14 protein-coding genes and 3 tRNA genes are annotated in these 14,049 nt (G+C 37.4%); 11 read left to right on the forward strand and 6 right to left on the reverse strand.

Annotation, left to right across the window (positions count from 1 at the left end; translation table 11 throughout):
• Nucleotides 1-119 precede the first annotated feature (119 nt).
• Complete coding sequence (locus H3T57_RS00005; RefSeq protein WP_198192437.1) at nucleotides 120-425, reverse strand: hypothetical protein; 306 nt, start codon at nucleotides 423-425, stop codon at nucleotides 120-122.
• A gap of 450 nt (nucleotides 426-875) precedes the next feature.
• Here H3T57_RS00005 and H3T57_RS00010 point away from each other — a divergent pair, with 450 nt between their 5' ends.
• Both H3T57_RS00010 and H3T57_RS00015 read left to right on the forward strand, forming a co-directional pair.
• Complete coding sequence (locus H3T57_RS00010; RefSeq protein WP_230882874.1) at nucleotides 876-2,273, forward strand: carbohydrate porin; 1,398 nt, start codon at nucleotides 876-878, stop codon at nucleotides 2,271-2,273.
• Between the two features lie 99 nt (nucleotides 2,274-2,372).
• Nucleotides 2,373-2,633: a hypothetical protein gene (locus tag H3T57_RS00015; RefSeq protein WP_198184448.1), complete on the forward strand. Its 261-nt coding sequence runs from the start codon at nucleotides 2,373-2,375 to the stop codon at nucleotides 2,631-2,633.
• A 205-nt stretch (nucleotides 2,634-2,838) separates the two neighbouring features.
• Here H3T57_RS00015 and H3T57_RS00020 read toward each other — a convergent pair.
• From H3T57_RS00020 to H3T57_RS00035, 4 genes are all read right to left on the reverse strand, one after another.
• Nucleotides 2,839-2,913: transfer RNA gene (locus H3T57_RS00020), tRNA-Thr, on the reverse strand.
• A 310-nt stretch (nucleotides 2,914-3,223) separates the two neighbouring features.
• Nucleotides 3,224-3,754, reverse strand: a complete 531-nt coding sequence (gene nusG / locus H3T57_RS00025) for a transcription termination/antitermination protein NusG (protein WP_110438580.1) — start codon at nucleotides 3,752-3,754, stop codon at nucleotides 3,224-3,226.
• A gap of 7 nt (nucleotides 3,755-3,761) precedes the next feature.
• The gene (secE, locus tag H3T57_RS00030; protein ID WP_110438579.1) at nucleotides 3,762-3,956 is read right to left on the reverse strand and encodes a preprotein translocase subunit SecE; all 195 of its coding nucleotides are present in this window, start codon (nucleotides 3,954-3,956) and stop codon (nucleotides 3,762-3,764) included.
• Nucleotides 3,957-4,062: 106 nt separating this feature from the next.
• Nucleotides 4,063-4,139: transfer RNA gene (locus H3T57_RS00035), tRNA-Trp, on the reverse strand.
• Between the two features lie 185 nt (nucleotides 4,140-4,324).
• On the opposite strand from H3T57_RS00035, the gene H3T57_RS00040 reads away from it, so the two are divergent.
• The 7 genes from H3T57_RS00040 to atpC all read left to right on the forward strand — a co-directional run bounded on the left by H3T57_RS00040 (nucleotide 4,325) and on the right by atpC (nucleotide 11,435).
• Nucleotides 4,325-4,398: transfer RNA gene (locus H3T57_RS00040), tRNA-Gly, on the forward strand.
• A gap of 1,449 nt (nucleotides 4,399-5,847) precedes the next feature.
• Complete coding sequence (locus H3T57_RS00045; protein WP_155569609.1) at nucleotides 5,848-6,048, forward strand: hypothetical protein; 201 nt, start codon at nucleotides 5,848-5,850, stop codon at nucleotides 6,046-6,048.
• Between the two features lie 320 nt (nucleotides 6,049-6,368).
• Nucleotides 6,369-6,956, forward strand: a complete 588-nt coding sequence (gene atpH, locus H3T57_RS00050; RefSeq protein ID WP_198192438.1) for an ATP synthase F1 subunit delta — start codon at nucleotides 6,369-6,371, stop codon at nucleotides 6,954-6,956.
• A complete protein-coding gene (atpA, locus tag H3T57_RS00055) occupies nucleotides 6,956-8,494 on the forward strand; it encodes a F0F1 ATP synthase subunit alpha (protein WP_198192440.1) in 1,539 nt (512 codons plus the stop codon). The genes atpH and atpA overlap by 1 nt, the downstream gene beginning before the upstream one ends.
• Before the next feature lie 12 nt (nucleotides 8,495-8,506).
• Nucleotides 8,507-9,424, forward strand: coding sequence for a F0F1 ATP synthase subunit gamma (locus H3T57_RS00060; protein ID WP_198192441.1), 918 nt, complete (start codon nucleotides 8,507-8,509; stop codon nucleotides 9,422-9,424).
• Between the two features lie 80 nt (nucleotides 9,425-9,504).
• The gene (gene atpD / locus H3T57_RS00065) at nucleotides 9,505-10,977 is read left to right on the forward strand and encodes a F0F1 ATP synthase subunit beta (RefSeq protein ID WP_110438630.1); all 1,473 of its coding nucleotides are present in this window, start codon (nucleotides 9,505-9,507) and stop codon (nucleotides 10,975-10,977) included.
• A gap of 29 nt (nucleotides 10,978-11,006) precedes the next feature.
• A complete protein-coding gene (gene atpC / locus H3T57_RS00070) occupies nucleotides 11,007-11,435 on the forward strand; it encodes an ATP synthase F1 subunit epsilon (protein WP_198192442.1) in 429 nt (142 codons plus the stop codon).
• Between the two features lie 12 nt (nucleotides 11,436-11,447).
• Here atpC and queF read toward each other — a convergent pair whose 3' ends face one another.
• On the reverse strand, nucleotides 11,448-11,915 hold the full coding sequence (gene queF, locus H3T57_RS00075; protein ID WP_110438573.1) for a preQ(1) synthase: 468 nt from the start codon (nucleotides 11,913-11,915) through the stop codon (nucleotides 11,448-11,450).
• A gap of 203 nt (nucleotides 11,916-12,118) precedes the next feature.
• On the opposite strand from queF, the gene H3T57_RS00080 reads away from it, so the two are divergent.
• Both H3T57_RS00080 and rnd read left to right on the forward strand, forming a co-directional pair.
• Nucleotides 12,119-12,343, forward strand: a complete 225-nt coding sequence (locus tag H3T57_RS00080; RefSeq protein ID WP_198192444.1) for a hypothetical protein — start codon at nucleotides 12,119-12,121, stop codon at nucleotides 12,341-12,343.
• A 517-nt stretch (nucleotides 12,344-12,860) separates the two neighbouring features.
• On the forward strand, nucleotides 12,861-14,036 hold the full coding sequence (gene rnd / locus H3T57_RS00085) for a ribonuclease D (protein WP_198192445.1): 1,176 nt from the start codon (nucleotides 12,861-12,863) through the stop codon (nucleotides 14,034-14,036).
• Nucleotides 14,037-14,049 lie beyond the last annotated feature (13 nt).

Below are 14,049 nucleotides of genomic sequence, written 5' to 3' on the forward strand. Positions count from 1 at the left end.
TCGTCAGGCTCATAACCTGAAGGTCAGAGGTTCAAATCCTCTCCCCGCTCCCAATAACTTCCACTCAAAATTGCTATATCATCACGGACAATATCCTGTTGATCCCGCGTTGAGACGCATCATCCTTGTTGCCGATCCTGCTTCCGCAGGCCAGTGGCTAACCCATGTGATCTGCCGCTTTGGAGGCAAAAAAAGCCTTTTATCCATGAAACCGTGGAAAAATGCGTCCTGTATGGCAATCTTGGCAAACAATATGGCCACCGGGCAGTCTTTATTCCCGAGGCTGGCGTATCACTTGAAAATATCATGAATTGTTGCAAACACAAACCTGCATGACCAACATGAAATCCAGCGCCAAACCCCTCCCATTCCCTCATGCAAAAAATGAATAAACCACTTGTGAATATCGCATGTCCACCTCTCATATACCGTAAAAAACCAAATAAAGATCATAACTTAATAAATATAAAAATTTTTTATAGAATAATTAATGTTGGAAACAAAATATAAGCAATATATTTAGTTCTGTATTTTTTCTGTTTTTATATCAAAAATATTTTGTTTATTAAAAATTAAAAAAAAATTATTTAGTATCATTTTCTGTATTTAGTAAATAATTCAAAATGAAGTGTATTATAAAATACACAAATTTAAAGATTTTAACCAATTTTTCATTTTTTATCTAAGGTAACAATAAATTTATATTTTAATATATTAATCTAATGATTAACTAATATTGAAATTTTCAATTTAGAGAAAATATATCCTCTGATTGAATGTACTTTATGAGGAAAGGTTAAGTTATGGATAGTCTAATTGCTTTTTATAGTCCTATAAATTTCCTGAAAAAGTATATTATATTGGGTTTAAACGTAATGATTTTGCTTATGCCAATTAACAAATTAATGGCGCTTGATCTTTCCAATAATGGTAAACCTCCTCAAAATATTGATGATGCTTCAGTACCAGAGACGAATCGGAATGTTGCACTTGGTGAGATGAATAAATTCAATACACGTGAAGTAAACCCGTCCAGTCTTGATCCAACAAAAAGTATTTTTTCTAAACCGATAAATGATTATCTTGATAAATATGGTATTCAGCTTGGATTAAACTGGGTGACAGAAACAGCTGGTGTGGTTCATGGTGGACGAAGAAACGGTGCTGATTTTACACAACAAATAACATTTTCAGTTGATATGGATTGGGAAAAAATCGCCGGCTTAAAGGGATTTTCAACTCATATGATTGTTATGAATCGTTCAGGTCGTAATGCCAGTGCTGATTATGTTGGGGATACGCAGATTCAGGCCCAGGAAGTATACGGGGGTGGCTATTCTCGCTTATTTCATATTTATGATGTTTATGGTGAACAAAAATTATGGAATGGTCGGGTCGATATTAAAGTCGGTCGTATGAGTGTAGGAGATGATTTTGCCCATAGTCCCATGGCATGTCAATTTATGATTCTTTCAACTTGTGGCCATCCAAGAAGTACTCAGTCTCAACAGGGATTTTCAGATTGGCCTGGTGCAGTTTGGGGGGGAAGAATTCTTGTTAATATGACACCTAATAGTTATTTTGAAGTGGGTGCATATCAAAGTACACCTTGGCCACAAGGAGGAGCAACTGGATTTTATTGGGGAACCAAGGGAACAACTGGTGCTTTTGTTCCTGTTGAATTTGGTTATAATCCTGATATCGGAAAACATCATTTAGTGGGTAGCATTCATATTGGTGCAGGTATAGATAGCAGTCATTTTCAAACCTGGTCTTCACAAGTTTTAAATAACAATAAAAAAGATTACCGTACCCAATTCTGGATTCAATCCTACCAAATGATTTATCGTCATGATGCAATTGATGATCATGGATTATTTGTTTTGGCAAATTATGGGCATGATTCTACAACAACATCAACATTTAAGGACTTTTACAATTTCGGGTTTTTGGATCGTGGATTTTGGAAAGGCAGAGCCTATGATCAAATTGGGGTGATGTTTACATATTATACGATTCCTCATACTCTTCGGCATGCACAGCAATTTCAAGTTGCACATGGAGCACCATTAAATGGTAATGGAGTTTTCGCTCTATTGAATGGTGCCCCTGGAGTTCAGGGAGATTCAATTTTATTTGAAGCTAATTATGGTTTTGCTGCCTATCGTGGAATCATGATTATGCCAGTATTTGAATATTTTCATCATGTTGCCGCGACGAAGGCCTATAAAGATGCAACGATTGTTGGTTTGAAAACCAACGTAACTTTTTAAAAAACTATATTGCTTGTCACTGTAAAAAGAATAAATTAACGATAATAGCTATTCTCATTATAATCAAAAATCTTATTAAAGATTTCAGGGTTGAATACAGTGATAAACTATAAATCGATTTTAATTTTATTTACTGGATTACTGCTTAATGCCTGTAATCCAGAAATGGGGCGTTTACCCTTGGAAAGTGATGTTGGCTGCCTACGTAAAGAATTATCTTCTCCTGATCATCCTTCATTTCATATGGCGGCCAATTTTTGTCAAAAGACAAAGAATCATATATTACAACCCTTGAATTTAAAAAATGCCCCTGATCTGCAAAAAAAAGCTGAAAAAGCAGGAATTGCTTATTGTTCATAGTTGAAATATAATTTTTTTAGAATTTATAATAACTTTATTGAAGTCAATAAAACAATTTTTTGTTTTATGACATTAAAAAAACAAAATATATATAATGTGTTTTTAAGCGGATTTAGCTTTATATTATTGTCTACTATAACGTCAGATTATTAAGTCAAGTCGGATCACGTTAAATTATATTTAGAAAATGATTTTATTATGTTCATGGTGCCGACACTCGGAATTGAACCGAGGGCCTACTGATTACGAATCAGTTGCTCTACCCCTGAGCTATGTCGGCATGGTTTTTGTTTTATATAGGAGCTTTATTTATTCTTCAAGAGTGGAGGGTGAAATTTATTAAGAAATATGAAAATGAAGCTTATTATAGAAATTTTTTGGATATAAGATTTGTTTTATTAGGCTTATTGATCAATCACTATTATAAAAAAAGAGATTTTGTCTCAATGGATCTTGTTTAAGTTTTATGAAAAAAATCAGAATTTAGTAAAAATGGTTCTGAATATTTGGATAAGTCAATAAGGATGCAAAAAATGATAATGGGAAACGAAAAGCTGTTTTATATTGTTTTGCATCCAGTATTTAAGGGACTAAAGTTTTTCCACCTGATTATATTCCAGATCAACAGGTGTAGAACGTCCAAAAATGGAAACACTGACTTTTAGCCGACCTTTTTCAGTATCTATTTCTTCAATAACACCATTAAATGAAGTGAATGGCCCGTCGGAAACGCGAATTTGCTCGCCAACCTCAAAGTCTACAGAAGGACGCGGACTATTTGCACCTTCTTTGGCTTGATTAATGATATATTCGGCCTCTGCATTGGAAATTGGGGATGGATGCATTCTGTTTCCAAGAAAACCCGTAACCTTGGGAGTATCCTTGATTAAATGCCATGCCTCATCAGTCATCTCCATTTTGACCAGAACATAACCAGGGAAGAATTTACGTTCTGTTTGGACTTTCTGGCCACGTTTAACCTCTATGACTTCTTCTGAAGGGACAAGGATTTCTTCCACTTGGTCAGTTAAACCTTTTTGTTCAATCTGTTCTTTAATCTGTTGAACAACCTTTTTTTCAAAACCAGAATAGACATGAATGACGTACCACCGTTTTGCCATAACTGGTTTACCCTCCTAGGCCAAATAAAATCCGTATTCCAAAGCCGATAGCCTGGTCCACGATGAAAAAGAATGCAGAAGCACCCGCAGCCATTGCCAGAACAGCGGCGGTTGTGACTAATGTTGTACGACGCGAAGGCCAAGTTACCTTTTTGGCTTCAGCACGAACCTCATTTAGAAATTTCGTGGGATTGACCGGCACGAAATACCTTCCCTACATAAAATGATCCTAAAATACTATGTTAAATTTTTATAATATATCAGGATGGGTTGAAAACAAAATGAATGTTTGTCATTCATATTTAATTTGGCAGGGGTGGAGGGTCTCGAACCCGCAACCTCCGGTTTTGGAGACCGGCACTCTAGCCAATTGAGCTACACCCCTGCAAAAAATTTGATATGAATGGATCAGAACCATCATATCTATTGATACAAGAAAAAGCAATGGAATGGACAGAAAGTCAAGTAAAAAATGAATAAAAATTATTTTTTATAAAAATGATAAAAAAAAGCTTGATTTGGGAAGAAAAATCATTAAAAGTTTTTTCAGACTCAATCGAGCATTATCAAGCGGGCGTAGCATAGTGGTAATGCAGTAGCCTTCCAAGCTACCGAGGAGGGTTCGATTCCCTTCGCCCGCTCCATTTTCAAATTTCCAGAATTTCACTGAATTTAGCTGCGTTCAACCGTATCATTATGTGCTCACATCTAAAATTGGTTGGGAAATGTAAAATGAATTCATTTTCGAGGATTTTCCTCTGCGACTGGCAATTGTTACCGGCTTCTGGATGGTTATTGATAGACATAAGCTAGCTGTGAGTGATACTGAGACGATAATTGGGTTATATCGATACTTTACTGTCATGCTCATTATCTGGACATTCAAAATAAAATCAGCGTTAAAAACTTATGCTCAAATGAGTTTAATTTAAACTGAAAATGAATCCATTCTGCATATTTATTTTTGGTATTATATTGTATATTGCAATAACGGTATGGAATCAGAGCTATAAAAATTAATATTATTCATAGTCAGAAAATAGCTGGATACGATGCTAGAATTTTTTGGAGGTTCGATATCCTACGTTCCAGGCGGTTTGCGAACCTGATCCTTTGATTGCAGCATTAGATGCGCTTTGCGCATACGCATTTCTAATAACATTTTTTGGGGTGTCGTATTAGATAAATAACTAAATTCTTTTCTGAATTTCGTCTTACGATAGTTTCTTTTCGGCTGCGGGGATTAATGCCAATCAGTTCGGATAAAAGGCAAGGGCTATGGATATGCAAAATTAATTGGTCTATACCAGCTGAAGAAGAATTGAGATGGCGTATTAATTAATATCGAGGCGTGAGATAGACTGGCGTGAGATGTTTTCTGATGCAGCAGCTGATTTAATTGTTCATTTCCTAACAGTGAGTTGGCGCCTTTTTCGCCGAGATATACTGGTACATGTGCTAATAATAATCCGTAAAATCAAGTTTCAGAGCAATAAAGCAGATTTCAATCTGTGGTGAGATGACCTTGGCACATCAAGTGTTGAGCGTCATGATTTATATACAGTTGACTTGAGTATAGTGAATAATTGTGAGGTGTTCTTAACAACGTTAAACTTGATGAAAGTGAATGAATAGGTGAAGAAGGACGTGGTTTTATCCAGATGATGAAAAATTTGATCCTGACCGTTTGGTAGTTGTCATTTTTATTTAGTTCACTAGATAAAAATTCAACGGGCTTAATTAATTGTGCGGGGATTTTTAATGCCAACGTATGAATATATGGAAAATAATATGGCATAGAAAATGTTTTTATTATAAATATAGCCAGATTTGTATTATCGGACTTATTATTTTCACACTGGTTATGATGACACGGTGATTATCGTGATAGCAGATAAAACCGAATAGCAATTTGAGTATTATCTTATATTCTCGTAGTATGGCGTGTTAAATACAGAGGTTTAATAATAGCTGATAACTATTTTTTTTAGCAGTAATCGCCATCTAGTGCCTGTGACGATTAAAGATTGCGGCAGTGTTTAGGTAGAATGTTCCCGCATTACGATTTGTTTCTCTTGTCCCGTTCAGGCCCTATGAAAAGCTTATCGGAGTATTTATCGAAACGCGCATGTTCTGCCAATTTGGATGCATTATCCGATCAGTCGGGATTGAGCGGGTCAAGATCAGTTGTAGTTTTATCGTGCTGCCCTGTGTCCAAACTGGCTGAGACAATAATGTTTATCGGAACAGGCTTTTATTCGTCGGCATTGCATAGACTTGCCAATAACGGGTAAGAAAGTGATTTACTTATATCTTTGTCGACGCACCAAAATTGATATCCAATAATTGTTATTTTTCCTTAAATAAAAATATTTTTTACTAAAAATTATATTAAATCGAATTGATCGTTTGAATGATTGTCGGTATAACAATCATTCTGTATGACTTGAGACAAATTTATTTTTGAAAAATATTTTTGTTTTTATTATTGATTTACTTTAAAATATAGGCTTTTAATAATATCATTTTGGACTGTAAAACCTTTGCTGAAGAGGTAAAATGAAGCGGGTGAAGTTTCAATTGCATTTTAGTGAACGATGAGAGAACAAGCGAAGTGAATACCGATGCAACACATGCTGCGCTTGCAGCTTCCGCCTTTACGGCAAATAATCTTAAGGGGCGATATGCTACCGCGTTATATGAATTTGCTGAGGAACAGCATGCTTTAAATGAGGTGATTGCAGAGGCCGAGGGTTTGTTAAAAATTATTTCTGAAAATGAAACATTGAGAAATGTTTTAAATAACCCTTCTTTGGATACTGTACAAAGCAAAGCAATAATGGCTGAGTTGATGAATCATTGTGGATTCAGTCAGATTTTGCAGAATTTTGTAGGTGTGGTTGCAAATAATCGAAGGCTTGCTGATTTAAAATTTTTTTTAATGGCATTTTTTGCTTTGGTTAATCTTCGTCGTGGCATTACTGCAGTTGAAGTGATTACAGCTTCTCCTTTAACTGATATTCAACGTGCCCAATTAAAGGATCGTTTTTCCCAAGCAGGGTACAATAAAGTAGATATTCAAGAGCGTATTGATTCAAAGATACTAGGTGGAATTATCGTGCGTATTGGGTCAAAGCTCTATGATGCTAGTCTTCAATCACGTCTTAATCGCCTATACAATGTTATGAAGGGAGCCGCGTGATGGAAATCCGTCCCGCAGAAATTTCGGACATCCTTAAAAAACAAATTGCGTCCTTTGATAAAGAATCTGACATTGAGGAAACAGGAATTGTTCTGTCTGTTGGTGACGGTATTGCATTGGTTTATGGCCTGCAAAACGTTATGGCGGGGGAATTGGTTTCTTTTGTCAACAGCAATTTGACCGGGATGGTTTTAAATCTGTCAATCGACCATGTTGGTGTTGTTATTTTTGGTGACGACAGTCAAGTTCGTGAAGGGGACAACGTTACTCGTACAAATCGGGTTGTGGATGTGCCTGTTGGTAAGGGATTGTTGGGTCGTGTTGTTGACGGATTGGGAAATCCGATTGATGGAAAGGGGCCCTTGAAAGATGTCGAACGTCGTTTGGCAGATGTTAAGGCTCCCGGAATTATTCCGCGTCAATCCGTATGTGAATCAATGTTGACCGGGATCAAGGCTATTGATGCTCTGGTTCCAATCGGGCGTGGACAGCGTGAATTAATCATCGGTGACCGTCAAACTGGCAAATCAACAATCTTGGTTGATACGATGATTGCCCAAAAAACCATGAATGCTTTAAAGGATCCTAAGCAGACTCTTTATTGTATATATGTGGCTATCGGTCAAAAACGCTCCACTGTTGCACAGGTTGTTCGCACGTTGGAGGAACAGGGTGTAATGGATTACTGCATTGTGGTGGCCGCAACCGCTTCAGATGCTGCGCCAATGCAATATATTGCACCTTATGCCGCCACGGCAATGGGTGAATATTTTCGTGACAATGGTATGCATGCATTGATTAGTTATGATGATCTGTCAAAACAGGCCGTAGCTTATCGTCAAATGTCCCTTTTATTGCGTCGTCCTCCTGGACGTGAGGCTTATCCTGGCGATGTATTCTATTTGCATTCTCGTCTCTTGGAACGTTCTGCAAAAATGTCCGATGAACGTGGTGCAGGTTCATTAACTGCCTTGCCTGTTATTGAAACACAGGCTGGTGATGTTTCTGCATATATTCCTACCAACGTTATTTCCATTACAGATGGTCAGGTTTTCTTGGAAACAGAATTATTTTATCGTGGTATTCGTCCTGCGGTTAATGTGGGAACTTCAGTTTCCCGTGTTGGATCAGCGGCACAAAGCAAAGCAATGAAACAGGTTGCCGGCAGTATTAAGCTGGAGCTTGCCCAATATCGTGAAATGGAAGCTTTTTCTCAATTTGCTTCCGATCTTGATGCATCGACCCGTAAGTTGCTTGAACGTGGCTCAAGATTAACAGAATTGTTAAAACAGCCCCAAAATTCTCCCTATACCATGGAAGAAGAGGTCGTTGTTTTATATGCGGGTACCCGTGGTTACACTGATGAAATTCCAGTAAATAAGATTCAGGAATTTGAGCATCAATATATTGAATCCATGCGTTCTTCCGGTATCGAAATTCTTAATGGAATTCGTGATGCACGCCAGATCACTAAGGAATTGGAAGAAAAATTGGCAGCATTCCTGAAAAAATTTGTTGCACAATTCAAACAGGCTTAGGGAACTTTGTGAATGGCTTCTTTAAAAGAATTGCGTGCTCGTATAAATAGTGTCAAATCGACAAAAAAAATAACGAGTGCTATGAAAATGGTTGCGGCAGCCAAAATGCATCGTGCTGAGCGACGTTCTCGTCAGGCTCAGCCTTTCGCTATGGCGATGCAGCGTATTCTGGTTAGTTTGAAGCAGTCTTTGGATGGTCGTCCTGGTTTGCCTGCATTGTTAACAGGTACTGGTAAAGACAAGGTTCATCTTATTGTTCCAATGAGCAGTGATCGGGGTTTGGCAGGTGGATTTAACAGTAATATAAATCGTACATTACGCAATATGGTCAAACGTCTACAAGAACAGGGAAAGACTGTTAAGATTTTTCCTGTTGGCTTGAAAACGTATGTATATTGCCGTAGTGAGTTCCCCAATCTTATCATCGGATCTGAACATGTCGATTATCGTTTGGGTAACGTTGAATATCAGTCTGCAGACCAGATCGCTGCCTATATCGAGTCTTTATTAGAAAAACAGCGATTTGATGTTTGTACTGTCATTTACAATAAATTTAAAAATGTGATGGTTCAAACACCAACGGAGTTGCAGCTTATTCCATTGGAGCTTGCCGTAAAGGATACGGACCGTAAAGACAGTGCTGAGCAAAAAAACAGTTCAGGATTGCGAGATCAGGCAGATTATCTGTTTGAGCCTGAGGCGGAAGATGTATTACATCGTTTGCTTCCGGAAAATTTGAGAGTTCAGATTTTTGCAGCAATGCTTGAAACAAATGCTGGTGAACAGGGTGCTCGAATGACTGCAATGGACAGTGCGACACGCAATGCCGGAAAGGCTATTGATAAGTTGAGTTTATATTATAATCGGACGCGTCAGGCTAATATTACTAATGAACTTACTGAAGTTATATCGGGTGCAAATGCTGCCTGATTGTTATTATAAATTATACTATACTGCTAGGAGCTGACCTTATTATGTCGGATACAGCAATTAATGAAAGTAATGCAACAATGGGTGATTCAGAAGCGGGGAATCAAGAAAATCAGGCATCTAAAAGTAATTCTGTGGGAAAAGTTACAGAAATCAAGGGTGCTGTTGTTGATGTGCAGTTTACAGGGGAGCTTCCTTATATTTTAAATGCGTTAACATGTAAGGTCGGGGATCGTACGCTTGTATTGGAAGTTGCACAGGAAATCGGTGATAACCAGGTGCGCTGTATCGCCATGGATTCAACAGATGGTATGGTTCGTGGAATGGAAGTGATTAATACGGGTAGCCAGATTTCCGTTCCTGTCGGGCCTGAAACACTGGGTCGTATTTTGAATGTTATTGGTGAACCGATTGATGAAATGGGTCCTGTTCATTCTGCCAAGCGGATGCCAATTCATCGCCAGGCCCCTTCATTCGAGGAACAGGGTGTAACAACTGAAATCCTGCAAACCGGGATCAAGGTTGTTGACCTTCTTTGCCCTTATTTACGGGGTGGTAAAATTGGTCTGTTCGGGGGTGCCGGTGTTGGTAAAACCGTTTTGATTCAGGAATTGATCAATAATATTGCGATGGGTCACGGTGGTGTTTCAGTTTTTGCTGGCGTTGGTGAACGAACCCGTGAAGGAAATGACCTGTATCATGAAATGATTGATGCGGGTGTTATCAAGATTAATGAGGGTAAAACTGACGGCTCAAAAGTTGCTCTTGTTTATGGCCAGATGAATGAGCCACCTGGAGCCCGTGCGCGTGTGGCGTTATCCGGTCTGACGGTTGCAGAATATTTTCGTGATGAAGCTGGACAGGACGTATTATTCTTTGTTGATAATATTTTCCGTTTTACCCAGGCTGGTTCTGAAGTGTCTGCCTTGTTGGGTCGTATTCCTTCCGCCGTGGGGTATCAACCGACATTGGCAACTGAAATGGGTGCATTGCAAGAACGCATTACTTCTACGCAAAAAGGTTCTATCACTTCTGTTCAGGCTATCTACGTGCCTGCGGATGACTTGACGGATCCCGCGCCAGCAACAACATTTGCTCACTTGGATGCGACAACAGTTTTAAACCGCTCAATTGCTGAATTGGGTATTTATCCTGCTGTAGATCCTCTGGATTCAACTTCACGTTCCTTGGATCCCCGTATCGTTGGTGAAGAACACTATGAGGTTGCGCGACGGGTACAGGAAATTCTGCAAAACTATAAATCCTTACAGGATATTATTGCAATTCTTGGTATGGATGAGCTTTCCGAAGAAGACAAAAAGATTGTTGCACGGGCACGGCGCATTCAACGTTTCCTATCTCAGCCTTTTCATGTTGCTGAAATCTTTACCGGAATGCCAGGTAAATTGGTGGCAGTAAAGGATACAGTTCGTTCCTTTAAAGAAATTGTCGATGGAAAACATGATGATTTGCCAGAAGCTGCTTTTTATATGGTAGGCACTATTGAAGAGGCAGTTGCAAAAGCCGAAAAAATGAAACAAGAAGAAAAATAAACGGTTAAAAGCCATAAAGGAAAATAATAATGTCAATCAAACTTGAAATTATTAGTCCCGAGAAAGTTGTTCTTTCTCAGGCAGTGGATATGGCTGTTTTACCTGCTTTAGAGGGGGATATTGCCGCAATGGAAGGTCATGTCCCAATGATTTTTCTTCTTCGTGCTGGAGTGATTGATCTTTATCAGGACAATAAGGTTATCCATCGTCTGTTTGTTGAAGACGGGTTTGCCGAAATGCAAGAAAGTTGTTGTACTGTTCTTGCCAAACAAGTCAGAAAATTGAATGAACTTTCTGAAGAGGAAGGGATCAAGCGTTTGGCAAAATTGCAGGAAGAGTATAATAGGGTTTCAGGTACCAATGATACTGATAAGCAACGTGAGTTGATTGACAGAATGCAGGGAGCCAATGCTATTATTGATTTGGCTGTTTCAGATAAACATAACCAAACCCTTTAGTAATGAAAGATATTATCTGCCACGATAGGCAGGAACATCTTGTGAAGGAATCCATACATTTTCGGGAGGTGTGCTGGTTTGCCAAAAAACATCTATAGGCATTCCCCCTCTTGGATACCAATATCCACCAATTCGTAACCATATTGGGTCAAGTAATTTTGTCAGTGTGGTTGCGATTTCAACTGTACAAGCTTCATGAAAAGCTCCATGGTTTCTAAAACTTGCCAAATATAATTTTAGTGATTTGCTTTCGACAATCCATTTATCTGGAATATAGTCGATTACAAGATGAGCAAAATCTGGCTGTCCGGTAATTGGGCATAATGATGTGAATTCTGGTGCGGTAAAACGAATAGTATAATCATATTCCGGATAAGGGGCAGGCACTTTTTCAAGTTTTGCTTCGGATGGAGATTGAGGTAAAGAGGTATTTGCCCCAAGCTGGGTCAGGTAGTTTTTAAGTTCTTTGGTATCATTCATTGTTTTACCTTTTACTGTAAGGTTGAATATAACATTTTTGAATTCATAATATCGATTAAGTTTATATTGGATTTACTTTAATCATATTCTATGAAAACGGAAACAGGATTTAGTGACGTTGGTATTACAATAGGATAGAAAAAACAAGATGTTTACAGAGGAAGAAAAACAGGCGGAAAAATTTAAAATATTGTTACACGCCAATGTCGGAATTGCCAAAATATTTGAAAGCCCAATATTTTAATATAGTTGATGATCAGAATGGCGTTCAGGCAGATCAAAATTGCCTGTGGAAAAAAAGATTATATTTTTTGGCGCGATTATTATTTGCAAGCCGACGTGGGGGAATCTGTTCAAAAAATAAACAAAATGCAATAACGATTACGTGGTTACTTTTTTTGATTTTGATCAATCTTATGATTTTATAAAGCAATATTATCTTTTTCAATTTGCTAATTTATTTCAGGGTTGCTGTATTCATCCAGTAATGCAATCAGACATGTTTTGTTTGCAAATATATTGATGTTGAAATTGATTGTTATGCAAATCTGGATAATATTTTTGTCTATCAGGAATTTGATTGTTTTTTATTATATGTTCAGGGAAATGATTCCTATATTGAAAATGGTTTGATCGTATCAAAAATGGAAAATAAAATAAAAAATCTGACTGAAACAAAAGCATTTGCCAATATAGGGGAAGCGTACTGGACCAGGTCTCTTATCAACGAGTGTTTTGGAATTGTTAATGAATACAATTTTGTTAAATTAATCTTTTTTGTCTATTGATACTTTGAGATTAATGTCAAATTATTTTATAAACCGTGTTTGTAATCATGCAGAGTTATCTTGTAAAAACACAGAAATAGGAAATTGGAGGAAATTTAAATTACCTTGAAAATCATATTATTTATAACGATTTTCAGTGTAACTAATTTAATTGTTTATGAAATCATTTAAGGAATTTCCTGCTCCTCAATTAATATCAGACAGTCATTCTCTGAGACAAATGGTTGATTCATTGTTGGTAGAAAACTATGTAACAATGGACACTGAGTTTGTAAGAGAATCGACTTATTGGCCGGAATTATGTTTAATTCAAATTGCAGGTAGTCATCAGGTTTATTTGGTTGATGCTCTTTCCAAGACAATTGATTTATCCTTATTAACCCCTCTATTGCTTGAACCAAAGATTGTTAAGGTTTTTCACGCCGCTCAGCAGGATTTGGAAATTTTTTTGCATTTATTTGACTTTTTGCCTGTGTCGATATTTGATACGCAGATTGCTGCAATGGTTGCAGGGTTTGGAAATCAAATCGGTTATGATTCATTGATTGAATCGTTACTGAACCATAAGGTTGATAAATCCTATCGGTTTAGTGACTGGTCAATACGTCCCTTAACAAAAGCACAACAGGATTATGCAGTTGCAGATGTAACCTATCTGTGGAGTGCTTTTCCAATTTTATATGAAAAATTACGATTGGATAATCGCTTAAGTTGGGTTGCTTCTGAAATGGAACTTTTGTCCAATCCGGATTTTTATTTACCTCCTATTGAAAAAATCTGTAAAAAATTAGGGGCAAAAATTCGTAATGGTCGATCATTGGCCTGTTTATCTTATTTAATACAATGGCGTGAAGAGAAATCTCAAAAGGTGAATATCCCAAGGCATCATTTTATTAGGGATGAAAGTCTTATTGCTATTGCCGTGGCTTTACCCGATACTGTAAAAGCCTTGGAAAAAATAAGAGGTATTAATAGAGATTTTGCCAACGGCCAAGATGGTCAATCTGTCTTAGAAATTATAAAAAAAGCGAAAGCGATTGATTCTGAATCATTGCCAACCCCTTTTATCTATAAAAATCATGCAGAAAAACCATCAGAAGCTCTGGTTTCGTTGTTAAAGGTAATGCTATTGGCCAAATGTGAAATTTATAAAGTGGCCCCTAAGCTGGTTGCCAGTAGTAAGGATATTGAAAAAATAGCTCTGGGTTATCGAGATTTGGAAATATTTACAGGTTGGCGTCATGAGGTTTTTGGAAAAGATGCCATTGATCTATGTGAAGGGAAACTCATGATATCCGTTCAAGATAAAACATTAAAATTTGTAAAAGTTTGAATTTTGTTTTTAA

This window comes from Commensalibacter sp. W6292M3 (assembly GCF_016101315.1).
In the GTDB taxonomy this organism is placed as follows: Bacteria; Pseudomonadota; Alphaproteobacteria; order Acetobacterales; family Acetobacteraceae; genus Commensalibacter; species Commensalibacter melissae.